The organism is Blautia wexlerae DSM 19850, from assembly GCF_025148125.1.
Classification (GTDB): Bacteria; Bacillota; Clostridia; order Lachnospirales; family Lachnospiraceae; genus Blautia_A; species Blautia_A wexlerae.
This window is the reverse complement of the sequence record NZ_CP102267.1, coordinates 385,001-406,501: the sequence shown is the minus strand read 5'-3', so window position 1 is coordinate 406,501 and position 21,501 is coordinate 385,001. Positions and strand designations below refer to the sequence as shown.

The window sequence follows — 21,501 nt, the reverse complement described above, 5'->3', positions numbered from 1 at the left end:
ATTCTGCATCTGCCCGACTTTTTATGCTTCCAGCAAAAATGCCTTATATGCTTTCCTGGCTTCGTAAATATCTGCCTTGCTTGTCACTTCCCATGGTGCATGCATACTGAGTACTGCCACACCGCTGTCAATAACTTCCATTCCATAAAGTGCTGCGATATAGGCGATTGTTCCGCCTCCGCCCACGTCTACTTTTCCAAGCTCAGCTGTCTGGAATGCAACTTCATGGCTGTCAAAAATATTTCTGACTCTTGCCACATATTCTGCATTTGCATCATTCGAGCCGGATTTACCTCTTGCTCCGGTAAATTTATTTAATACGATACCTCTTCCAAGATAAGCTGCATTCTTTTTCTCAAATGCCTCCCCATAAGCCGGATCGTAGCCTGCACTTACATCAGAGGAAAGCATACTGGAATTCTTCAGAGTTCTTCTCAATCTCAGATCACTGTAGCATCCCATTGCATCCAGAAGTTCAGCCACTGCGTTCTCAAAGAAACGTGACTGCATACCGGTTGCACCTACGCTTCCAATCTCTTCTTTATCAGTAAACAGACAGCAGGAAGTGTGTTTCGGGGTGTCCATCCCAAGCATTGCAAGCAGAGAAGTATATGCGCACACTCTGTCATCCTGTCCATAAGCAGCGATCATACTTCTGTCCAGACCACACTCTCTTGCCTTTCCTGCCGGTACGATCTCCAGCTCTGCAGAAAGAAAATCTTCCTCTTCCATATCATACTTCTCTTTAAGGATATTCAGTACATTCTGTTTTACTGCCTCTTTCTTCTTATCATCTTCCAGGTCTTTCAGTGGTCTGCTGCCGATCAGGATGTCCAGATTCTCTCCCTCGATCACTTCTGTCGCTTTTTTCTGCATCTGCTTTCCTGCAAGATGGATCAGAAGGTCTGTGATATATACGATCGGATCATCCTCATCCTCACCGATATTTACTTCTGCTGTACTTCCGTCTTTCTTTACCACTACGCCATGAATTGCCAGGGGAAGAGTCACCCACTGGTATTTCTTAACACCGCCATAATAATGGGTATCCAGATATGCAAGATCCGTATCCTCATATAATGGATTCTGTTTGACATCAAGACGTGGAGAATCAATGTGTGCTCCCAGAATATTCATTCCCTCAGAAATATCATCCTGTCCGATATGAAACAGTGCAATGATTTTCTTCATTCCGACTGTATAAACTTTATCTCCTGCTTTCAGTTTCTCACCCTTCGCAGTCTTCTCTTCCAGAGATTCATAACCTGCTGCCCGTGCTTCTCTGATGATCTGCGTCACACATTCACGCTCTGTTTTTCCCACATTAAGGAAATTGCGATACGCTTTTGCAACCTGCTCCAGTTCTTTTTCTTCTGCTTCTGTATAAGAAAGCCATGCATTTCTACGTTCCATTTACTGTTCCGCCTTTCTTTATGACTGTCATTCATAGTATTGCTTTGATAACGGTAACTATTCATCAGTTCGCTATTATGTAATGGTATTGAACAATTACCTGTTTTTCATTATAAAACATCCTCTGGAAATTTTCCATATGATTAATATTTATTTGTCAGTAGACATTAGGATTCATTTCCGCTATAGTTGATGGCAGGTTAATATTTCTCCTCTCAAATTCATTATTTACGAGGATTGTTATAAAAATATCTGCAATACCAGGAGGTTCTGTCATGAAAAATTCAGAGGAACTGCGTCAGCAGCTTCGTTCCATAAACCGCAAAAGTTATCCGGCATATAAAGGGCTGAAGAGTCTGTATCATTTTGGAAATTATATTCTGTCCATCGACCATGTGCAGGGAGATCCTTTTGCTTCTCCCTCTCATGTCAGCATTCAGATTTCACACAGAGATGCCGGATTTCCCGTCGAATGTTATAAAGATACGCTTACCGGGACTACTCTTTGCGACTATCTTACACGTCAGTTTGAAAAACAGGTCAGTCAGTACAGCTTTCGTGCAAAAGGCTCCGGCAAAAGCGGCCTGCTCACTGTCAGTCATTGTGGTCAGGAGATTCTTTCCCGGACAGCCTGTGAAATAACAGAAAAAGGCATAACCGCCCGCTTTTTTGTGGGCTTCCCTGCTAATGGCCGCACGATCAATGCCACTGAACTGGAGAAAATCCTTTTTGATTTTCTGCCTGTATGCATTCAAAAATCCTTTTTCTATTCCAGCCTTAATGCAAAGGAATTACAGAATTATATAGAGCTTGCAGAGGATCAGGAATTTATCCGTCAGACGCTGCCCGCAAAAAATCTCTGCGCATTCATAGCCGACGGCTCCATCCTCCCAAGAGAAAGCGGTATTTCCTCCCGCCCTATGAAAGCTTCCGTTCCCTTTACTTCTCCGGACAGTCTGCGCATTTCCATAAATCTTCCCCATAAAGGAAAAATCACAGGCATGGGGATTCCAAAGGGAATCACTCTGATCGTAGGTGGTGGATATCATGGCAAATCCACGCTTCTGAATGCACTTGAACTTGGTGTATACAATCATATCCCCGGAGATGGACGTGAATACGTGATCACAGATGCAACTGCTGTCAAACTGCGTTCAGAAGATGGCCGTTTTATCAAGGATGTGGATATTTCCATGTTTATAAATGATCTTCCAAACAAGAAAGATACCCGCTGTTTCTCTACACTGGATGCCAGTGGAAGCACTTCCCAGGCAGCCGGTATCGTAGAAAGCATGGAAGCCGGAAGCCACCTTTTTCTTCTTGACGAAGACACCTCCGCAACTAACTTCATGGTTCGTGATGCTTTCATGCAACAGGTTATTCAGCGTGAGAAAGAGCCGATCACTCCGTTTCTGGAGCGTGCAGAAGATCTTTATAAAAAAGCAGGGATTTCTACAATTCTTGTTGCCGGAAGTTCCGGGGCATTCTTTCATATTGCAGATACAATTATCCAGATGGACAATTACGTTCCAAAAGATATTACAGCTTCTGTCAAAAAATTATGCTGTCAATATCCTCTGCCTTCTGTTTCAGTTACTGATTTTCAGCTTCCGCACAGCCATCGCATTATGAGCAGGCCTGCCGAATCTTCTAAGCGCCTCAGACATAACAGTCGTGGAAATCATTCCGATTCCGGTGCCGCAAAACCTGAGCGCCTGAAAATCAGAATCTCCGGAACAGATGGCTTCTCTCTCGGCAGACAGGAGATTGATCTCCGCTATACAGAACAGCTTATTGACGCAGAACAGACCGCTGCCTTAGGTCTCCTGCTGAAATATGCAGTTGAACATCTGGCAGACGGCAGACGTACCCTGCCTGAAATTGTGCAGTTTCTCTGGAAAAATCTCTCTTTACATGGTCTGTCCTTTTTTACGGAGAATCAAAAAATTTCCTGTGGTTACGCTACTCCCCGTATTCAGGAAATTTATGCCTGTCTTAATCGTTACAGAGGTTTATAAGAAAGAATCCGGCTTCAGTGACATAATAAAATCACCGCTTCTCCGTCGATCTTGTCGGCTAAGCGGTGATTCACGTTCATTTTACACTTTTTAGGGAAAGGAAAGATTTTCTCTTAAGGTACGTCATTTCCTTAAGATGTAAATATCATAACCTATAAATGTGAGAGAAATTTGTCTAATTTCTAATATAATTATAAAATTTATAAAAAAACTGCAAAAATTTGTTACTGTTCACTCCGTTCTCAGCAACACAAAAATTTTACACTTTTAGAAATTTTGCAGGAATCAGTTGCATCTCCCTTTCAATCCGTTATAATATTAGATGTATGTAACTATTTAATAATCAAAGAAATCTCTGCGGAACAGTTATCTGATATAGAGCTGCACACTCGAATCCGCATCTTACGCGATTGGTATAGTTATTTACGAAACGATGTACCAGGAAAGAGGAAAATAAATGTTTAGAAAAATAGATAAAACCAGTACATTCAACGATGTTCTGAAACAAATTATCGAAAATATCCAAAACGGAGAATTACAACCCGGCGATGCACTTCCTGCTGAACGTATTCTGGCAGAAGAATTCGGAATCTCCAGACCAGCATTACGAGAAGTCCTGAAGGCTCTTTCCCTGCTCGGGATTACTGTCAGCGTACATGGCGGTGCCAATTATATTGCAACTGATCTTCACAGCTGTCTTACTGAACCTCTGTCTATCATATTTCAAATGTACAACAGCAAAATTCAGGATGCATTGCAGCTTCGAGGCGCACTGGAAAGCAAAGCTGCTTTTCTCGCCGCCCAAAACTGTACACCGCTGGATGCTGCTGAACTCCAGCTTATCATTGCCAGACTGGACAGCACTCAGGATGAAAAAATCCGCGGTGATCTGGATCGTGATCTGCATCTGAAAATTGCTCAGATTTCTGCCAATCCATTAATACTGAGTGTATTAAATGCCTCTGCACAGATTACTGAAAATATGATCGTTGGAATACGTTCCTATCTTATGCAGAAAAATAACGATGCACCGGAGATTGATTCCCAGCACACTCGGCTTGTTCAGGCAATAACCAATAATGATGCACCTCTTGCAGAAAAAGTTATGAACGAACATATGCATACTATAGAATATCTCCTGAATGAAATTACGTCTGACAACCTCACAATTTCTGATAACGTTCAACAACCATAAATTATCCTGATCATGTTATCAAAAATTATATGTCAGACCCACTTATCAAACCTATGGCAATCCTCTAAAATCATACTTTATCTGGAGAATTGCCATATCTGCTTTACAATCATTCTGTTTCTTCACTGAAAATCTCGCACATCAGCCTTGCCCCTGTTTTAAATCCCATGGCAAAACTTTCTTCCAGCTCCTGTGGATATATTTCCATATGTTTATTCATCAGTTCATCCAGTTCTTCAGCAAGCTCATCTGTCAGTTGAACTCTCAATTTCTGATAGCACTGGTATGCCTTCTCTTTTTTCTCTTTACATAAATCATCATGCATTACTGACATTTCATTTTTTTCTCTATTGTCATTATCCATATACATACCATACAATTTCCGAATCACATTTTCCATATATTTACCCAGTCTCTCTGAAAATATTTATTTACTGCATTCTAGAGCGTGTCTGAAAAAGGCTTTCTGCAAGATGTGCGTCACAATTTGTGGGATATTTTGCCCGGATGAGGGCGCCGTAGCGGGCTACGGCAACTGAATTCGGGTGAAATATCCCGCAAAGTGGGGCGTGCAGATTGCGGGAATGATTTTTCAGACACACTCTAATGTTACAAGTATTCCCCACATATTCATAACTCACTCATACTATCGCATCAAATTAATTCTTACAACAGTCTCGCACGATAACCTTTCTATATTCAAAGCGGAAAAAAGTAATACTAATATGTATTATAAATTTGTGTTATATCAATGTCAATCCTGTGTAACTATACTTTATATCATAACAGTGATTACGGAGATCAAAATTATAGCAATCCTCGTAAATAATGCATTTAAGACAGTTCAGCAGAGTGCGAAAGACAAGGAAGATATCTGCAGGCGTGCTAACGCACGGCAAAGATATCTGACGCAGGATTTCACACTCTGATGGGCTGGATTAAGATGCATTATTTCAGAGGATTGCTATAGAATAAGCAATATCAATTATGATAACCATTCACTAATAAATGTTTATACAGGAGGGATAATCATGCCAAACGACTTTATTGTCCGGCCAAAATGTACAGATAAAAAAGAAGACAGATCAATCACCATGACCATTCGCCTTGAACGTGAACTGCAAGAACAATATGATGACTTGTCTGCCAAAAGCGGACGCTCAAGAAATGAATTAATGTGCATGGCACTCCGCTATGCTCTTGATAATCTGAAATTTATCGAATAAATTATATGTATATGCGGAAAAAAGTCCCTGAAAATATCTGAATAAATGAATGATTATTTAAGTATTGTATGAAATAATGTTATAATTGACGAACTAATACTCATAGATATACAATTACTTCAATAACAGCAATAAATTATCTGACATTATTTACCATATTACTTTATACAGGGAGGTTTTTTTATGCATTCATTATCAGATTCTACTCAGGGATACACTTACACCATTAAATGGATGTTCGGACTGCCGGAAGTTATGAAATCCATGCACGATATGGATATTCATGAAGGCAGCACAATTCGTGTTCTCCGCAAATTCCACGATTCTCTTATAATTTCTTCTGCAAACCGAAAGATTGTTCTTGGAAATGAAGTTGCAGACAGAATACAGGTATAGTGCTTTATATTTAAATGTGGCGAAATTTACAAGACAAAGGCCGGATAAATGCTGTAACATTCAGCATTTATCCGGCTTATTCTTATCTCTGTTCTATCAGGCATCAGTTCTCCGTCTTAATAATTGTTCTCTGAATTATAAGAAGAAAGAGACGCAGATAAGGTATACAACTGTAAACATTGTGGTGAACCTCACATGACTAAAGTCACATGCTTCCAGACGCTTTAGGCGTCAGACTGAATATCGGCGGATACGCCTGTAACTTAGGTCTGCACAATTATGCGCTTTTTCCATGCCGGATACGGCAGTTTTCCACATTACAGGTAGTCCGCTGTATATCTGCCTGTATCTATGCTGCTTTTAAGAGTTCCATTTCTGAATGGAGTTTCCTCAGATCTGCATAGACACATGAAGTTCTACGCTTTACAGGAGGGACTTTTGCCTCCAGCAAAGACCTTTCCGTTGCCGGAAGGGGTTTTAAAAGTTCCCTTATAAAATATCTGGCTCCTATATTATAGGATGCTGACAGGTCACAATTATATCGTTTTCCTGTCTGAAAAGTACAGAGGCTGTGATTTTCCCGGTCACGTGTTACCGCCCCGGAACCATCATAAGCCAGTCTGCTGGTATTCCATGCACAGATCCGGGATATCCGCATCTCTTTCCTGTGTGCCTGATGTTCACAGCGTCTTTGGATATCCCGCTTTCTCCACAGGTGCAGTTTCTGTTTTTTCTTTCCCGATATCTTCCCCTGCATCTCCAGATATTCGAACACGATCACATCTGCATGGTTTTCTTCCGCATATCTTACAATCGCACCTGCAGTCTTTTTACCCAGTTCTGTGTTCAGACGTTTCGTATATGCCCATCTTCCCTGTGTCTGCGCAGAGCCATGTTCCCTCTGGAATCTGCGGATCCGTCCCAGTGTGCGGTACATCCGGTCTTTTTCACTGGGATGATCTATGAATCTTCTTCCCAGGACAGTTCCGTCTGAGCGCATGATGGTACAGACCGCATCAGTATTGATCCCCAGATCCACACTGCAGATGATCTGTTCTTTTACCGGTGTTTTCATCAGTGTTACTTCTTCTGTACAGGAAAAACGAAGAAAATACCGGCGGTGTCTCTTTTCCAACGCAGGGGCCGATGTCTTCTTTCCTTTCCAGTTCCTGCGAAGATATTCCATATCGGTACGTTTTAAATATACACGGAACCATTTCCAGTCATGCCCGTCGTACAGTTTCAGATATGCTTCATCTTTTCCTTCTGCTCCTTCGCGGTACATCACATCCCGGTAAAAGACCGGCATGGCATGGTTCCTGCAGGTAAGTTTCGGCCTTCCGGACAGCACTCCGGTCTCTTTCCACTGCCCCAGCCGGGTCTCATACGAAGATACACTTCCAAGCGCATGCTGGATCGCGGACCTGCGGAGGTAAGACGGCATCTTCGGAAAACGAAGGTCAAAATCAAACCGGGCTGTGTTTTTCTTCGTCATGTGCCCCATATGCTCTGCGGTATTAAAACGCTTTTTTGTCTCCGGAATCTTCCTCAGTTCTTCCCAGACCTGTGCGTAGATCTCTGTCAGGTAACCGACTGCCTGACGATAGATCTCCATTGTCTGACGGGCCGGGATATTCTGTTTTCGTATCTCCACACCATAGCTGGATACTGTCCGCATCTTCTTCCACCTTTCCCGCAAAAAACAAACGTTTCCGGAATGATCCCTGTATTCAGGGCTTTCTCTTTTCTTTTTCCTTCTGGCCTTCGATATAGGCAGATACCTGCTCACGGCTCCGGTCACTGACTGTAACGGCACAATAAGACGGGTTCCACAAATGTCCTCCCCACAGTTCTTTTTTCAGCTCCGGATGTAAAAGGAACATCTGACGTGCAAGATTCCCTTTCATGATCTTGATCATATCTGAAATATAAAACTGCGGCCGGCAATCCACAAGCATGTGGATATGATCCGGCATGACTTCCATTGCCAGTATCTGAAACCGATACTCTTCTGCCAGATCCTGCAGCATCTTTTTGCATTCCAGGTCGATTCCGTCTTTTAATACTTTCTTCCTGTATTTCGTACACCAGACCAGATGATACTGCAGAGAATATACATATCCTCTACCATATGAAAGCTGATTTTTATTTATATTAAATATATCTTTTTCCATGTCTGTATTATACCATATGCATTTCTTTAAGTAAACATTTGTTCTGTATATTTTTTATAAAAATTGCGCGTCTAACTCATCACTACTACAATATATTTATGGGTAATCCCCTTACTTCCAGTAAGGATTTATCCATCTCATTACTTAAACTGTTAGAATGTAGGATGCAATGGTATATCGACTTCATCACTTGGACCTCGCGTCCGTACTTTAGACTGATAACCGGCTCCTCATTCACAGTGTTCGTTTTATGCAGGTTGGATCACATTAGGTGCATTCGTGTCACACACAGTAGTTTGAACAGGTAATGAGTAAAACTGGTATTTATCCATTGTAATATTTTTTAAGGAGTGATAAATTTATGAACGCAGTAGGTATCGATGTTTCAAAAGGTAAAAGTATGGTTACAATTCTGAGACCATTTGGGGAGATTGTATCCTCTCCTTTTGAGATTAAGCACACATCCAGTGATATCCATTCACTTATTAAACTTATTCATTCTATCGAAGGTGAATCCCGGGTTGTAATGGAACATACCGGCCGCTACTACGAAGCACTTGCTCACCAGCTTTCAGCAGCAGATCTCTTTGTCAGTGCTGTTAATCCCAAGTTGGTCAAAGATTTTAATAACGATTCTCTTCGCAAAATCAAGTCCGACAAAGCTGATTCTGTCAAGATTGCCCGCTACGCTCTTGACAAATGGCAAAGTCTTGAACCGTATAGTATTACAGATGAATTACGCGCTCAGCTAAAGGTCATGAATCGTCAGTTCCATTTCTATGTGAAACAAAAAACGGCTATGAAAAATAATCTTATTGGCCTCATTGACCAGACCTATCCAAATGCAAATACTTATTTCAATAGTCCCACCCGCAGTGATGGTTCCCAGAAATGGGTTGATTTTGTCTCTACATACTGGCATGTAGATTGCATTCGTAAAATGTCTCTAAACGCTTTTGTTGAACATTATCAGAACTGGTGCAAGCGCAAAAAATATGCCTTCAATAAATCAAAAGCGGAAGAAATTTACACCAAAACAAAGGAACTTGTTCCAGTATTTCCTAAGAATGAAATAACCAAACATATCATCAGACAAGCTATCGATCAGCTCAACAGTACTTCCGTTACTGTCGAAACAATACGCACTCTCATGAACGAGACTGCCTCAAAGCTTCCTGAATACTCAATTGTCATGCAGTTTAAAGGGATCGGTCCATCTCTCGGTCCACAGCTTATGGCTGAGATCGGTGATGTAACCAGATTCACGCATAAAGGAGCCCTTACTGCATTCGCCGGAGTTGATCCTGGGGTAAACGAATCTGGTTCCTATGCACAAAAAAGCGTCCCAACATCCAAACGTGGATCTTCAAATTTAAGAAAGACTCTTTTTCAAGTAATGGATGTTCTTATCAAAACCATGCCTCAGGATGATCCTGTATATCAATTCATGGACAGAAAACGCACCCAGGGTAAGCCTTACTATGTTTATATGACTGCAGGTGCTAATAAATTTCTCAGAATATACTATGGACGAGTGAAAGAATATCTTTCTGTTCTTCCTGATCCAAGCTAATTCAAAACTTTTACTTTCAGACCAGCACTGGTTGTGGTGGCCTTATTTTAATGCCTAATTTTTAACCTGTAAAGTTTTTTAACTTTCTTCAATTTTAGTATTGACTTTTTATTTGCAGGCTGAAGTAACGAGAATGCGACGCGCAGTTATTCAAGTGTGTTCAAAACCTGTAAGCAAAAAAATAAGAGAAACGCTACAAAATCAACGTTTCTCTTATTTACAATCATACCGCAGACCGGAATCGAACCGGAATTCAGGTCTGCAAACCTAGAAAAACAGGAGGGTTCAGCACACCTTCTTTTGAGTGTAATCAAAAGTGTAAGCAAATCAGCACTTTGTTTTTTCAAGAAACTGAGCCGGTTCCCATACCTGCATTTCTGCTGATGAATAATCCTTTACATTTCGAGTAATTATTCCATCCATCTCATTTAGTGCTGCTACTGAATACTGTACAGAATCCTCAAAATCGTTCCATTCCAATTCCAGTGCTTTTTGGATTTCTTCCTCCGAAACACCTGCCACGGACACAATCAAAAGCAGTTTTTTCAGAAGCTCTCTTACTGCTGCCTTATCTCTTAAATTCTTATATGCAATGTAGTAAATATCTGTAATTGCTGAAGCTGAAACAAATTCCTGAATATCATCTCTTGCCGATAACTTTAAAACTTCTATCGCTGTTTCGTAAAATGGAGATCGTTTCAACAACACATCCAATATTACATTTGTATCAATCAAGATTCTCATACTTTCCCAGCCTTTCAGCGCGATAATCCTCCAGTGTCATACCCGTGTCCCGAATAACTCCTACTAATGAATCCACTAAAGATTCTATATTGCCACTCTTCTTTAAATTCTCAGAAACTTTCTGTTCCTCAGCAGGTAATACAATGACTTCCACTCGCCTGTTACGCATAGTCTCTGGCAATGGAATCACAGACATCAATTTTTTTGCATCTACAATTTTACGAACAACTTCCATTATATATTACCCCTTTCATTACATATTATATTTCTTTCCTATTACTACTTACAGTATAGCATTCTCACAAAAAATATTCTATAAAATTTGTATAAAGAAAACTATGCGGTGCGTATATATCATATTATCTCTCTATTTATTTAGACTATATTAAGCTAATCTTGAACTAAATAATATTTCTAATATTTTTTACTCTTTCATCTTTCATAATTAATAAAAAGGAGCATGGTTTCTACCCACACTCCTCTGAAAATCCATTTATAAAGAGTTTTCTGCTGGTTGTCAGCCTCGGCATCCAGTTAAGATACCCATAACAACGTGGAAATCATTAAGTCCCCCACGTGGACTACAGCTTTATCCAAGCTGCCAGGCTCGATGTCCAGATAAAACATCTAATGAAATGGAAAGTTACCCTGCTCCATCTGCAACCCAACTTTTAACGATGCTCTTACATCGAGAACATTTCTATTCCTGCTTATAAGTATATTCAATTCAGCGAAAAAAGCAACTCTTTTATACCTCTTTGTGACAATACTCACATTTTATCCACGACCAAATAATCATAAGCAATATTCCGGATATCTTAATTTAATCGCTTCCAAAAAATATTTAGCATATTCGCAGCAGAAAATCTGTCCTACTGTGTATTCTCTACATTCTGCCAACTTAGAATCCACATCCTCCATATCATTTACACTCAGTGTTCCATCACAATATAGGCAAAATGCTAATCTTACAATTCTAATACTCCCGCTCGTCTGCCAGTCTTCACAAAGACATTCTGTTTTAATGCATCCTGTTGCAAAATCATAAATACTGTCTATATTCCTTCGCGTAGTCTCGCTAATTCCCAGACAATATATCAGGGCATGATGATACACCTCCTCATATCTGCATCTTACAATATTATCCAAGAAAAATTTTTCATGTTCGTCATCCACAAATTGTACTTCTTTTAACATTTTGCCTTTCATTCCTATACCCTTCCTTTCCATATAACATTACACAGCATCTTTTTTCTCCACTTCCATATAGATTCTTCCATAATCACTTGCCCCTCCTCTATTGGCATAGAAATCTGACAGGGACAAAATTCTAACATCATTAATATGACTAATGTTTTCAATTATGATCTTTATCTCTTCTCTTTCCCCCATTAATCTGATTTTAATCATTTCCACATTTCTCAACTTTCTTTTTAAAAAGCTGCATCATCAAAGATACAGCTTTCTTTCAATCTACAATACATTTTCTACAGATACATTTGCTCTAACTGCTTTTTTTCAGAATTATATTTATATACATATTTGCTCAAGAGCCCCTCTGTCATCATACTTCTGGTACACTTTAATCGCCATAACAAATCCCTTGGTTGAATACCGTCTACCGAATGTATCATTGCACCATCAACGCTTGGAAATACCACATAATAATCTCCGCCGGTAAGTTCCGCCAACTCTTCTTGTACGCCCGGATAAAACATCGCAATTGCTCCATTTATCCCACGAACCGTTGTAACCATCGGATTATCATCTTTACCTATTCTGAAATTTTCTTCGGTTCCTGCTGCCATAAATGCTCCTTTAGTGTATGGTGGATTTACAGTATCATCTGGTCTGTAATATATCCGCGGCAATGCATCCATCATCGTATTTCGCATTGCAACTTCCCACAGTTCCTCTTCCGATACATCCCAGTTCTCTACTATCTCTTTTTGACAGAGACACGTATTATAATTATTCTGATCTGCATATAGCAAGATGTAGATTACAAGAGCCATATCCCCCACTCTCTTATATCTGCCAGCCTCTCTATCTGCTGCTGGTATTTTGCCAATTCTCTACGGTATGTATCAGCAATCTGATGGTCAGACAACAACAGCTTGTACTCATCTTCCGGAACACTATAATTACCACTCACAATAGAACGACGATGAGGTACCTCTTCTCTACTCGTACCCTTGATTATAGTAGTTGCCTGTATAAGTTGATTATGTTGATTTTGCAGTTCTCTGTAAGAATCCTGTAGACTCCCATACTCCTGTTTCAACTTTTCATAAACATCTATCGCTCTTCTGGCATTACTAAGCTGCTGCCGGAGCATGGTATATTCCTGTCTATCTGCAGATAATGCATTTTGGACATCATCAAGGGCCTGTTTTCCTGTCTTAAGGTCATTCGCATTTTGGTCTAATTCTATATGCTGACGCGAAATTTCCTGCGTAAGCTTGTATATCTCCGTATCCAGGTGATGTCTCTTCTCACCATCCGGATGATAGATATCAATGCCATGATCCCGGGCAATACGTTCCAGTTCTTGTCGTTCGCGCTTCTCCCATAAAATTTGAGCAGTCTGTCTGCCTTCTTTGAAGAATCCCTGTTCGCCCAACGCCCGTACCAGTCCGTTTTGGATACACATCCCTCTGGTATATCCATGTGCCACTGGGATATAGTCCATATGCAGGTGGACTGTAGACTCATCCCGATGCAGATATGCCCCACACAGAAAAAGATTAGGATTACGCTGCTGCCAATTATTATAATATTCTCGGAGACAGGCAATCTCATTGTCTGCCGACAAGCCAGTGTCATTCTTATCTCCAATCTGGATAATCAGCTCATAGGCGGTATGTTTCTTAGCTGATTTCCTAATCTGATTGTAATAATCTCTAATCTTCCTCTCTGGTCTTGACTGACGACGATTGTAATCATCGACTGCAGTCTGGAAAATCTGCTTATAGGCTTCTCGGACAGGAATATCTATCCATGTCTCATTATGATGAACAAGATCCTGCTGTATATGTGGCATCTGACCGGTTGTTCTGGGATTACGCCGGTTATGCTCTCGATTTGCTGCGCTGCCATTATGCACACTCACAGTCTTAGGCATATAGTCACTCTCTCCTTCCCTGCTTCCTCCCGACCGTATCCTCTCTCCAGAGTTCGGTCTCCCAATTCAATGTTTTCTCTGTCAAAAGTAGTAACCCAATACGACTAATGGCAAGCCATTAGTCGCTCAAATCCGGCAGTTACAATCCAAAAAGTCCACTACTTTTCACGCTTAACAATATGCCAAGAATTTACCCAAAAGAAAAAAGCCCTGAAACTGTAAAAGTTCCAAGACCTTTTTCATATATTTTACTCTATTAATGTGTGTTCTTTTCCTAATATATTATTCAACCTTATAATATCCATACTGCTTTGCAAGCTTAACCTTTCCATCTTTCGTTTTCGTTAAGCCGAACACTTTAATTTCATCACCTGGATGCCACTGCTCATCCTTCTTGATTTTTACTTTAATATCATCATTATTTTGATCTGTAAAAATCAAGTAGGATTTTGATACTTTATTTACCTTACCTTCTAACAAGTTTACTTTTTCCTGACTTACAACAGTCCATGGATCGTCTGGTTGTTCTTTGTTATATTTGTATACAGTTGGCATACTTCCACTGAAAAGAAGAATTGTATATGGATTATCAACGTCTTCTTTTATTGACTGATTATCCACATAAATATTTCCCGGATTTACTCCCTCCATCTCATCTGGAGCATCAGCAATATCAGCAGTTCCATCACTGGCTGTACGATTAGGTTCAACATAATCATCTACTTCGTAAAATTCATGATTTTCTTTGTCGTAACCATAATAAGTAGTTTCCTGAGTTTCAAAGTCATATTGAATAACATATCCATCATTCGGATCATCCTGAGCATAGCATGCAGATGAAATCATCAAGGCACTTATAGTCAACCCTACAACTGCTGTAATTTTTTTATGTTGTCTCAACATAAAACCACCTCTTTCTAAATTTGACAGTTTGTTAAAATATTCCTTTCGCTGCAAAAAAACTGATAGTACTACTTTTATACTTGTTTCTGTTTGGTTATAGAATATCATTATTCTACAATGATGTCAATAAAATCATTCTACATTCATGTAATATATTTATTGACATTTCATGTACATTTATATACTATACTATAAATGGGTAAATCGAAATTTAGCTATAAGAAGGTGATTGTTATAAAACTTAATCGTTTTGAAGTTGTGTCAGGAAAATATATCGAAGAAATTTCAGGTCAATCTCGTATCGGATATTCAATGAGTGATACAACAGACTTTTATGATATGATTGAATGGTCAAAAAAAGGTGGGTATCAAGGTTCAATTATTTCTTTTTATGATTACAATAATGGTAAAATTTATGAACCATTTCAAAAACAGAGGAATGTATTATATGGCCCACCTGTTTATTTAAAGAATTCTTTTTGGTTTTTACAAGGAGATTATAATAGTGGGAAAATTACTCTCTTCAGATATCTTCCAGATAAAATTCCAGAGTTGATTATACAATTTAATATAGCGGATGTAGACCTTTATAATCTGCGTATTATCGGAGAGGATATTTACATTACAAGTGAAGATGATGAGTTTGTCAGCTACTATCCAGAAAGTTTTAGATTTCCCACAACTCCTAATGAGAGTGTACGTATGATAGTAGACGGAAAAGTGTATCTCTCTGCCTGGGTAGAAGAAGGCTGGGACGATGATAACAATTGTGCAACCGAAGAATATAGATATTATGAAAAAATGATTGTAAGAGATTTTAAGGGAAATGTATTATCAGAAACGATTGGTTCCTTACAGCAACACCCAGATGGAACATGGTGGATATCATAGAAATATAATGAAAATAAAATATTAATTGATTGGAGGAATCTTATGAGTGATACATACTATGGTTTATCGAAAATGGAATATAATCTAATGAAATATTTTTGGAACACCAATGCTCCTGTTTCTTTTTCTGAAGTGGAAAAATATTGTAATACGGAATTACATTATGGTTGGGCTCAACCAACTTTACACACTTATTTAACTCGTCTTGTGAAAAAAGGGATTCTTCATTCGAAAGGAAAGGGCTATAAGTGTAAACGTTCCTATTATCCTGAACTTACGGAACAGGAATTAGCACATAAATATGCTACAGATTTTGTAGATAATACTTTCAATGGTTCTATTTCAGATCTGCTGGTTTCATTAACGTACAACACAAAATTGTCAGAGTCAGATATTGAAGAACTGAAAAATATTATTAACAATAATACTTGCGATTAATACTCTGCCAAGAATGAGGTGTGGATTATGAAGAGCCTGATTTTATTATTAATTGCCATGTCTGCCGCCGGAACCTTTCCTTTTATTATTTATATGGCATTATCTACCATTTTTGATAATTATATTTCAGCCAGGTTTCGATATAGATGTTTAAAATATTGTCTGCTTCTTTATTTAGTTCCTTTTCCACTGTTGAAGTATTTTATTTATCATCGGTATTTTAGTACTCCAAAGCCTTTAAATGGAAATGTTGTAATTTCTTTAACCGGAAAAATCGTTCAGACATCTACTGGATTTTATTTAAATTCCGTGGGATCTTTACAGAAAATATTTATAGGATTATGGATTTGTTCCTTAAGTATAATAATTTTTTATAAGGCAATCAATTTTTCCAGATTTCACCGAAAAATTTCACAAAATGTGTTGTCAGATCCTGAAATCATAAAAATCGTAGAAATGTTATCACAGGAAATGCAGTTACAGCACAAAGTTACAGTATATGAGAATAGTTTAGCATCTTCTCCATTTACATATGGTACTTTTCATCCATCTATTGTTTTAACCTCATTATCGGATAAAAATAACTTACCTTTAATCATTCGACATGAGTTGCAACACATAAAATCACACGATTTTCTTTTTCGGCAGCTGGCTTTTCTGGTACTGATGCTACATTGCTATAACCCTTTTGTATACTTTTTCTTTCGCGAGGTAATAGAGGTACAGGAACTTGCTTGTGATGAAAATGTAATGAAATATCTTTCCAGAGAAGAACAAAGATGTTATGGATATCTGTTAATCATGACCGCCGCAAAGGAACGTTCAGAAGTGAAATCCAGAATTACATTAATGTTTTCAAAAAACAACCGGATTTTTCTTAAAAGAAGAGTAAAAAGGATCGGTATTTTTGTTAAGCCTAAAATTGCTTTAAATGTATCAATTATTATCTTTATGATAAGTATTTCCTGTATTCCAGTGTTTGCGTACAATCCTCCTACTGCAGATTTACGTTCTGTTCCATGGACCGGTTTTTTTGATCCTGCCGAAGGAGCTCAGGTATCTGTTTTTGATAATGGGAATGAAATAGAATGTATTACGTTTGAAGACGAAAGCAGTATGATTCCTTCTGACGAAATATATTTCAAAGATACAGAGAACTATTTTATTACAGATAATGGGGATATTATAATTATTGAACCAGGAGATATTCAAACTTATGCTGGCTGTTCTCATATCTTTGTAAACGGTAAGCATAAAAATCATTCTCGTAATAAAAATGGAGGGTGTACTGTAAAAACATATAAAGGAAAAATTTGTACAAAGTGTAATTACACTAAAGATTTTTCACTTGACAGCACCGTAACATATTCACCTTGTCCACATTAACCAATATATTAGCTATAGATTTTCCATTCCACAAAGGACACATAGACGAATTTTCTTAGCATTAATTATAGAATATTTCTGACATGGACTATGTAATATCCGCGGAAAGCCCAAGCTGCAGTATTGCTTCCCAACAGGACGAAACAGGAGAACTGAACCGCACAAGTAATTCTTTTTTTACGGTCAAGTACTCTGCCTATAAACATACAGAGTACTATCGACAGACAGAAAATTCACCCATATTCTATTTTACTAAAGGGGCTGTCGGTTAATTGAACTGCTCCCTCCTAAGTGACAAGTTTTTATTATTTCACTTGTTTACCTAGAAGGGTACATATTCATTAACCGATAGCCCCTTTCCTTTAATAAAAAAAATTTTAAAGTATTTGCAAGAATCCAAACTGAAATCCGTACTTATATAGTGAAAGGAGGAAATGAATGGAAGACAGAAAAATCATTGAGCTATATAATTATAGATCTGAAAATGCATTGATAGAAACAGATAAAAAGTATGGAAAAATTGTAACTTTTTTAATCTGTAAATTAATAAAGAATACTTTAGATGTTGAAGAATGTAGAAATGATACATATTTAGGAGCCTGGATGACAATTCCGCCTATAATACCGGATAATTTGAAAGCTTATCTTTTAAAGATTGCAAGGAATCAAGCATTAAAAAAATATGAATATATTCATGCTGCCAAAAGAGATATAGATAAGTGTGTGCCGTATGAGGAGCTAAGTAATTATTTAGCAAAAGAGTATATGGATGATTGGAGGGAGAATGAATTAAAAGAACAAATTGATATTTTCATGACATCTTTATCAAAATCTCACCGTCAGATTTTTATATTGAGATATTGGTATTTCATGCCGGTAAAAGAAATTGCAAAATGCACTAATATGAGCATAAGTAAAGTGGAATCCATTTTATTTAGAACAAGGAAAAAGTTAAAAAAACAATTAACGGAAAGGAAATATTTATGAAGACAAATATTTTTTATGCAATGAATGAGATAGATGATAAATACATCTTGGAAGCAGCACAATGTTTGGAACATAAAAACACAGGTAGAAATTATCGGTTAAATAGGGACAAATGTCTCAATAATAAATGGATGACTCATATTGTGGCTGCAATACTGATTATTGTATTTGTTTTTACAACGGGCAGTATTATTAATGCGACTACACATGGAAAAATAGTTCAATGGATCACTCAGTTGTTTGGAACTGAAATAGTTACAAGAGAAAATAGATCATTAATCGGAAAAGAAATAAATGATAATTCTGTTCCGGAAGTTACTTATAGTGGAGAAAGATGTATAAAACAAATAGATAAAAACCCTATAGATAACAGTAACATTATAAAAGGTGTTGCAAATGAAAATATTGTTTTACCTTCATCTATTTCTGAATTTGAAGTAAAAAATGAAGTGACGCCTGAAATTATTATGACTAATGGAAGCATGGCAGTATTTTATGTGAATAATTACAAAGGATGGAATTGCAAAGAAGGCGATACTTTAACATTTTCTTTTGAAAAATATAAATCAGAAACAGTTCAAAAACAGACATTTGTTATAGGTTATATCCGTGATGGAATTATGTATGAAGGGGAGAGCATGAGAAATATAGTCGGAAGTTACACATTAACTATCAAAGAGGATGGTGAATACAATTTATATATTATTAGTTCAACTTCTGATTATTTGACAATAAAACAAGGCATTATTAATCATGAAAGAAAGAAGGAAGATTGAAGTGAAGAAAAAAAAGATTCGTAGATGCATATTTGCACTATGGTGTATATTAGCCATTATTTTTCTTATAGCTGTAAATATATATAATGGAAATGAAAAAGCGGAGAATGTTATTTCGGATCTGGTACGAATATACATAGGTGCATCATTTATAATAATAGGAATAATATATAAATTAGGTAAAAATAAATAATAGAAATTTTCAAAAGGGCCGCCGATTTCGGAGTATTCCTCTTACTCCGCAGGCACAGGAAATTATCACTAAAACATTGAAATTAAATCCTGATTGTGATTTTCTTTTTATGAAAGATGGACAGCCCATTTATGCTGATTCTTTTAACGAACATCTTAAAAATAAAGTATGCAAACCATTGAATATTCCTTATCGTTCCAGTCATCAGATCAGATTTACGATTACAACTATGCTTTACGAAGCTGGCGTTCCACTCAATCAGTTATCTACCATGCTAGGACATTCTGAAACGCGCACTACGTTACATTATATTCGGCAGCAGTCTGTTGATCCAAAATCAAGCACAATTATGATTAATACTTTGGACACAGATCTTTCAGACAGCAATCCGGCTAATCCATAATAAAAAATCCCCTGCTCAAATTGCGACAAACAATGAGCAGGGGAAAATAAAAGTGTAATCAAGTGTAATCAAAATATTTAATAACGAAAAATGCGAGAAACATTGAAAAATCAACATTTCTCGCATCTCATAATCATGCCGCAGACCGGAATCGAACCGGTACGGGTATCACTACCCACGGGATTTTAAGTCCCGGGCGTCTGCCAGTTCCGCCACTGCGGCATATGGAACCTATAGGGCTCGAACCTATGACCCTCTGCTTGTAAGGCAGATGCTCTCCCAGCTGAGCTAAGATTCCATACTACTTATGCAATTACTTCGTCAGCAAATGCTAACGACCCAGAAGAGACTCGAACTCTCGACCTTCGCCGTGACAGGGCGACGCTCTAACCAACTGAGCCACTGGGCCAAAATAATTTAAAAATGGACCTTCGGGGACTCGAACCCAGGACCGACCGGTTATGAGCCGGTTGCTCTAACCAACTGAGCTAAAGGTCCAAAAAGCCGATGATCGGACTCGAACCGATAACCTGCTGATTACAAATCAGCTGCTCTGCCAATTGAGCCACATCGGCATGTTGTAACAGAATCAAGCCTCAAAAATCACATTTCCATTATTTAAATGACTCCAAGGGGATTTGAACCCCTGTTACCGCCGTGAAAGGGCGGTGTCTTAACCGCTTGACCATGGAGCCAAAACTCCCCCTGTTGGACTCGAACCAACGACACTGCGGTTAACAGCCGCATGCTCTACCGACTGAGCTAAGGAGGAATAAAGGTTTGCACCTTCAAAACTACATACATGTTGACATTTCCTTGAGATTCATTCTTCCTGCGATTCTTGGTCAAGCCCTCACCCGATTAGTAACAGTCAGCTCCATGTGTTGCCACACTTCCACCTCTGCCCTATCTACCTCGTCGTCTTCAAGGGGGTTTACTTCTTTCGAATGGGATATCTCATCTTAAGGGGGGCTTCACGCTTAGATGCCTTCAGCGTTTATCCCTTCCGGGCTTGGCTACTCGGCCGTAGACTTGGCAGTCTAACCGATGCACCAGCGGCCCGTCCATCCCGGTCCTCTCGTACTAAGGACAGCTCCTCTCAGATATCCTACGCCCACGCCGGATAGGGACCGAACTGTCTCACGACGTTCTGAACCCAGCTCGCGTACCGCTTTAATGGGCGAACAGCCCAACCCTTGGGACCTACTACAGCCCCAGGATGCGATGAGCCGACATCGAGGTGCCAAACCACTCCGTCGATGTGAACTCTTGGGAGTGATAAGCCTGTTATCCCCAGGGTAGCTTTTATCCGTTGAGCGATGGCATTCCCACTTAATACCACCGGATCACTAAGCCCTACTTTCGTACCTGCTCCACCCGTCGGTGTCGCAGTCAAGCTCCCTTCTGCCTTTGCACTCTTCGAATGGTTTCCGTCCATTCTGAGGGAACCTTTGGGCGCCTCCGATACCCTTTCGGAGGCGACCGCCCCAGTCAAACTCCCCGTCTGGCATTGTCCCACCGCCGGGTCACGGCGGCTGGTTAGAAACCCAATACTGCAAGGGTGGTATCCCAACAGCGGCTCCATGGCAACTGGCGTTACCATCTCCTAGCCTCCCACCTATCCTGTACATGCAATACCGAGTCCCAGTACCAGACTGGAG

The 21,501-nt window shown here is 39.0% G+C and carries 22 protein-coding genes, 7 tRNA genes, 1 rRNA gene and 2 pseudogenes (1 of these 32 running past the window's edge); 12 read left to right on the top strand and 20 right to left on the bottom strand.

All coding sequences use genetic code 11. The annotated features are described in order from the left end of the window. Positions 1 to 21: 21 nt before the first annotated feature. A complete protein-coding gene (locus NQ550_RS01865) occupies positions 22 to 1,413 on the bottom strand; it encodes an aminopeptidase (RefSeq protein ID WP_025578965.1) in 1,392 nt (463 codons plus the stop codon). Between the two features lie 275 nt (positions 1,414 to 1,688). Between NQ550_RS01865 and NQ550_RS01860 the strand changes: the two genes are divergently transcribed. Together NQ550_RS01860 and NQ550_RS01855 are read left to right on the top strand one after the other, a co-directional pair. Continuing rightward, entirely contained in the window at positions 1,689 to 3,431 is a 1,743-nt protein-coding gene (locus tag NQ550_RS01860) for an ABC-ATPase domain-containing protein (protein WP_025578967.1), read from the top strand. Positions 3,432 to 3,888: 457 nt separating this feature from the next. Beyond that, entirely contained in the window at positions 3,889 to 4,626 is a 738-nt protein-coding gene (locus tag NQ550_RS01855; RefSeq protein WP_008708053.1) for a FadR/GntR family transcriptional regulator, read from the top strand. 109 nt (positions 4,627 to 4,735) lie between these two features. On the opposite strand, the gene NQ550_RS01850 is transcribed toward NQ550_RS01855, so the two are convergent. Together NQ550_RS01850 and NQ550_RS22360 are read right to left on the bottom strand one after the other, a co-directional pair. After that, positions 4,736 to 4,990 (bottom strand): DUF6809 family protein, encoded by a 255-nt coding sequence (locus NQ550_RS01850; RefSeq protein WP_156331192.1) that lies wholly within the window; start codon positions 4,988 to 4,990, stop codon positions 4,736 to 4,738. Between the two features lie 67 nt (positions 4,991 to 5,057). Next, positions 5,058 to 5,162, bottom strand: a pseudogene (locus NQ550_RS22360) (DUF6783 domain-containing protein); the annotation flags it as partial. On the opposite strand from NQ550_RS22360, the pseudogene NQ550_RS22355 reads away from it, so the two are divergent. The 3 genes and pseudogenes from NQ550_RS22355 (at position 5,121) to NQ550_RS01840 (ending at position 6,248) form a co-directional block, all read left to right on the top strand. Further along, positions 5,121 to 5,555 (top strand): annotated as a pseudogene (locus tag NQ550_RS22355) (DUF6783 domain-containing protein). The pseudogenes NQ550_RS22360 and NQ550_RS22355 sit on opposite strands and share 42 nt — an antisense overlap. A gap of 102 nt (positions 5,556 to 5,657) precedes the next feature. Further along, positions 5,658 to 5,852: a hypothetical protein gene (locus tag NQ550_RS01845; RefSeq protein WP_025581347.1), complete on the top strand. Its 195-nt coding sequence runs from the start codon at positions 5,658 to 5,660 to the stop codon at positions 5,850 to 5,852. A gap of 183 nt (positions 5,853 to 6,035) precedes the next feature. After that, positions 6,036 to 6,248, top strand: coding sequence for a FeoA family protein (locus tag NQ550_RS01840; protein WP_022380784.1), 213 nt, complete (start codon positions 6,036 to 6,038; stop codon positions 6,246 to 6,248). Positions 6,249 to 6,597: 349 nt separating this feature from the next. Here the strand turns inward: NQ550_RS01840 and NQ550_RS01835 are convergent, their stop codons facing one another. Both NQ550_RS01835 and tnpA read right to left on the bottom strand, forming a co-directional pair. Further along, positions 6,598 to 7,926, bottom strand: coding sequence for a transposase (locus tag NQ550_RS01835; RefSeq protein ID WP_259839074.1), 1,329 nt, complete (start codon positions 7,924 to 7,926; stop codon positions 6,598 to 6,600). A gap of 52 nt (positions 7,927 to 7,978) precedes the next feature. Beyond that, complete coding sequence (tnpA, locus tag NQ550_RS01830; protein ID WP_044956734.1) at positions 7,979 to 8,422, bottom strand: IS200/IS605 family transposase; 444 nt, start codon at positions 8,420 to 8,422, stop codon at positions 7,979 to 7,981. 361 nt (positions 8,423 to 8,783) lie between these two features. Between tnpA and NQ550_RS01825 the strand changes: the two genes are divergently transcribed. Next, a complete protein-coding gene (locus NQ550_RS01825; RefSeq protein ID WP_019160295.1) occupies positions 8,784 to 9,995 on the top strand; it encodes an IS110 family RNA-guided transposase in 1,212 nt (403 codons plus the stop codon). Positions 9,996 to 10,322: 327 nt separating this feature from the next. On the opposite strand, the gene NQ550_RS01820 is transcribed toward NQ550_RS01825, so the two are convergent. The 7 genes from NQ550_RS01820 to NQ550_RS01790 all read right to left on the bottom strand — a co-directional run bounded on the left by NQ550_RS01820 (position 10,323) and on the right by NQ550_RS01790 (position 14,766). Continuing rightward, positions 10,323 to 10,730: a PIN domain-containing protein gene (locus NQ550_RS01820; RefSeq protein WP_207665961.1), complete on the bottom strand. Its 408-nt coding sequence runs from the start codon at positions 10,728 to 10,730 to the stop codon at positions 10,323 to 10,325. Next, a complete protein-coding gene (locus NQ550_RS01815; protein ID WP_025581010.1) occupies positions 10,723 to 10,974 on the bottom strand; it encodes a hypothetical protein in 252 nt (83 codons plus the stop codon). Before NQ550_RS01815 ends, NQ550_RS01820 begins: the two co-directional genes overlap by 8 nt. Positions 10,975 to 11,534: 560 nt before the next feature. Further along, on the bottom strand, positions 11,535 to 11,948 hold the full coding sequence (locus NQ550_RS01810) for a DUF6075 family protein (protein ID WP_044996894.1): 414 nt from the start codon (positions 11,946 to 11,948) through the stop codon (positions 11,535 to 11,537). 27 nt (positions 11,949 to 11,975) lie between these two features. After that, positions 11,976 to 12,149, bottom strand: a complete 174-nt coding sequence (locus tag NQ550_RS01805) for a hypothetical protein (RefSeq protein WP_172730358.1) — start codon at positions 12,147 to 12,149, stop codon at positions 11,976 to 11,978. Positions 12,150 to 12,226: 77 nt separating this feature from the next. Next, complete coding sequence (locus NQ550_RS01800; protein WP_049947390.1) at positions 12,227 to 12,754, bottom strand: DUF5688 family protein; 528 nt, start codon at positions 12,752 to 12,754, stop codon at positions 12,227 to 12,229. Then, positions 12,742 to 13,863 carry a plasmid recombination protein gene (locus NQ550_RS01795; RefSeq protein WP_025581006.1) on the bottom strand — a complete coding sequence of 374 codons (1,122 nt, stop codon included), beginning with the start codon at positions 13,861 to 13,863 and terminating at the stop codon, positions 12,742 to 12,744. Before NQ550_RS01795 ends, NQ550_RS01800 begins: the two co-directional genes overlap by 13 nt. 282 nt (positions 13,864 to 14,145) lie before the next feature. After that, on the bottom strand, positions 14,146 to 14,766 hold the full coding sequence (locus NQ550_RS01790) for a hypothetical protein (protein ID WP_025581005.1): 621 nt from the start codon (positions 14,764 to 14,766) through the stop codon (positions 14,146 to 14,148). Positions 14,767 to 14,961: 195 nt separating this feature from the next. Here NQ550_RS01790 and NQ550_RS01785 point away from each other — a divergent pair, with 195 nt between their 5' ends. From NQ550_RS01785 to NQ550_RS01760, 6 genes are all read left to right on the top strand, one after another. Next, the gene (locus NQ550_RS01785; protein WP_044996893.1) at positions 14,962 to 15,657 is read left to right on the top strand and encodes a hypothetical protein; all 696 of its coding nucleotides are present in this window, start codon (positions 14,962 to 14,964) and stop codon (positions 15,655 to 15,657) included. A 42-nt stretch (positions 15,658 to 15,699) separates the two neighbouring features. Beyond that, positions 15,700 to 16,095: a BlaI/MecI/CopY family transcriptional regulator gene (locus tag NQ550_RS01780; RefSeq protein ID WP_025581002.1), complete on the top strand. Its 396-nt coding sequence runs from the start codon at positions 15,700 to 15,702 to the stop codon at positions 16,093 to 16,095. A 27-nt stretch (positions 16,096 to 16,122) separates the two neighbouring features. Further along, positions 16,123 to 17,481: a M56 family metallopeptidase gene (locus NQ550_RS01775; RefSeq protein ID WP_025581001.1), complete on the top strand. Its 1,359-nt coding sequence runs from the start codon at positions 16,123 to 16,125 to the stop codon at positions 17,479 to 17,481. Between the two features lie 438 nt (positions 17,482 to 17,919). Beyond that, positions 17,920 to 18,468: an RNA polymerase sigma factor gene (locus NQ550_RS01770; RefSeq protein WP_025581000.1), complete on the top strand. Its 549-nt coding sequence runs from the start codon at positions 17,920 to 17,922 to the stop codon at positions 18,466 to 18,468. Continuing rightward, on the top strand, positions 18,465 to 19,244 hold the full coding sequence (locus NQ550_RS01765; RefSeq protein ID WP_025580999.1) for a hypothetical protein: 780 nt from the start codon (positions 18,465 to 18,467) through the stop codon (positions 19,242 to 19,244). The genes NQ550_RS01770 and NQ550_RS01765 overlap by 4 nt, the downstream gene beginning before the upstream one ends. A 185-nt stretch (positions 19,245 to 19,429) precedes the next feature. After that, positions 19,430 to 19,840, top strand: coding sequence for a tyrosine-type recombinase/integrase (locus NQ550_RS01760; RefSeq protein ID WP_081703332.1), 411 nt, complete (start codon positions 19,430 to 19,432; stop codon positions 19,838 to 19,840). A gap of 136 nt (positions 19,841 to 19,976) precedes the next feature. On the opposite strand, the gene NQ550_RS01755 is transcribed toward NQ550_RS01760, so the two are convergent. From NQ550_RS01755 to NQ550_RS01720, 8 genes are all read right to left on the bottom strand, one after another. Beyond that, positions 19,977 to 20,062 (bottom strand) — tRNA-Leu (locus NQ550_RS01755). Between the two features lie 3 nt (positions 20,063 to 20,065). Further along, positions 20,066 to 20,138: transfer RNA gene (locus NQ550_RS01750), tRNA-Val, on the bottom strand. A gap of 37 nt (positions 20,139 to 20,175) precedes the next feature. Next, positions 20,176 to 20,249: transfer RNA gene (locus NQ550_RS01745), tRNA-Asp, on the bottom strand. A 15-nt stretch (positions 20,250 to 20,264) separates the two neighbouring features. After that, positions 20,265 to 20,338 (bottom strand) — tRNA-Ile (locus tag NQ550_RS01740). A 4-nt stretch (positions 20,339 to 20,342) separates the two neighbouring features. Next, positions 20,343 to 20,415, bottom strand: a tRNA-Thr gene (locus tag NQ550_RS01735). Positions 20,416 to 20,463: 48 nt separating this feature from the next. After that, a tRNA-Glu gene (locus NQ550_RS01730) sits at positions 20,464 to 20,535 on the bottom strand. A 4-nt stretch (positions 20,536 to 20,539) separates the two neighbouring features. Then, a tRNA-Asn gene (locus tag NQ550_RS01725) sits at positions 20,540 to 20,612 on the bottom strand. A gap of 69 nt (positions 20,613 to 20,681) precedes the next feature. Beyond that, positions 20,682 to 21,501: ribosomal RNA gene (locus NQ550_RS01720) — 23S ribosomal RNA — on the bottom strand; it runs 2,064 nt beyond the window's last position.

Excerpts from the sequence above, each read along its gene's own strand:
- NQ550_RS01825 (WP_019160295.1), top strand. The coding sequence starts at position 8,784 with ATGAACGCAGTAGGTATCGATGTTTCAAAAGGTAAAAGTATGGTTACA.
- NQ550_RS01800 (WP_049947390.1), bottom strand. The coding sequence starts at position 12,754 with ATGGCTCTTGTAATCTACATCTTGCTATATGCAGATCAGAATAATTAT.
- NQ550_RS01845 (WP_025581347.1), top strand. The coding sequence starts at position 5,658 with ATGCCAAACGACTTTATTGTCCGGCCAAAATGTACAGATAAAAAAGAA.
- NQ550_RS01765 (WP_025580999.1), top strand. The coding sequence starts at position 18,465 with ATGAAGACAAATATTTTTTATGCAATGAATGAGATAGATGATAAATAC.
- NQ550_RS01860 (WP_025578967.1), top strand. The coding sequence starts at position 1,689 with ATGAAAAATTCAGAGGAACTGCGTCAGCAGCTTCGTTCCATAAACCGC.
- NQ550_RS01865 (WP_025578965.1), bottom strand. The coding sequence starts at position 1,413 with ATGGAACGTAGAAATGCATGGCTTTCTTATACAGAAGCAGAAGAAAAA.
- NQ550_RS01795 (WP_025581006.1), bottom strand. The coding sequence starts at position 13,863 with ATGCCTAAGACTGTGAGTGTGCATAATGGCAGCGCAGCAAATCGAGAG.
- tnpA (WP_044956734.1), bottom strand. The coding sequence starts at position 8,422 with ATGGAAAAAGATATATTTAATATAAATAAAAATCAGCTTTCATATGGT.
- NQ550_RS01805 (WP_172730358.1), bottom strand. The coding sequence starts at position 12,149 with ATGATTAAAATCAGATTAATGGGGGAAAGAGAAGAGATAAAGATCATA.
- NQ550_RS01770 (WP_025581000.1), top strand. The coding sequence starts at position 17,920 with ATGGAAGACAGAAAAATCATTGAGCTATATAATTATAGATCTGAAAAT.
- NQ550_RS01775 (WP_025581001.1), top strand. The coding sequence starts at position 16,123 with ATGAAGAGCCTGATTTTATTATTAATTGCCATGTCTGCCGCCGGAACC.
- NQ550_RS01810 (WP_044996894.1), bottom strand. The coding sequence starts at position 11,948 with ATGAAAGGCAAAATGTTAAAAGAAGTACAATTTGTGGATGACGAACAT.
- NQ550_RS01850 (WP_156331192.1), bottom strand. The coding sequence starts at position 4,990 with ATGGATAATGACAATAGAGAAAAAAATGAAATGTCAGTAATGCATGAT.
- NQ550_RS01835 (WP_259839074.1), bottom strand. The coding sequence starts at position 7,926 with ATGCGGACAGTATCCAGCTATGGTGTGGAGATACGAAAACAGAATATC.
- NQ550_RS01785 (WP_044996893.1), top strand. The coding sequence starts at position 14,962 with ATGGGTAAATCGAAATTTAGCTATAAGAAGGTGATTGTTATAAAACTT.
- NQ550_RS01815 (WP_025581010.1), bottom strand. The coding sequence starts at position 10,974 with ATGGAAGTTGTTCGTAAAATTGTAGATGCAAAAAAATTGATGTCTGTG.
- NQ550_RS01855 (WP_008708053.1), top strand. The coding sequence starts at position 3,889 with ATGTTTAGAAAAATAGATAAAACCAGTACATTCAACGATGTTCTGAAA.
- NQ550_RS01790 (WP_025581005.1), bottom strand. The coding sequence starts at position 14,766 with ATGTTGAGACAACATAAAAAAATTACAGCAGTTGTAGGGTTGACTATA.
- NQ550_RS01780 (WP_025581002.1), top strand. The coding sequence starts at position 15,700 with ATGAGTGATACATACTATGGTTTATCGAAAATGGAATATAATCTAATG.
- NQ550_RS01840 (WP_022380784.1), top strand. The coding sequence starts at position 6,036 with ATGCATTCATTATCAGATTCTACTCAGGGATACACTTACACCATTAAA.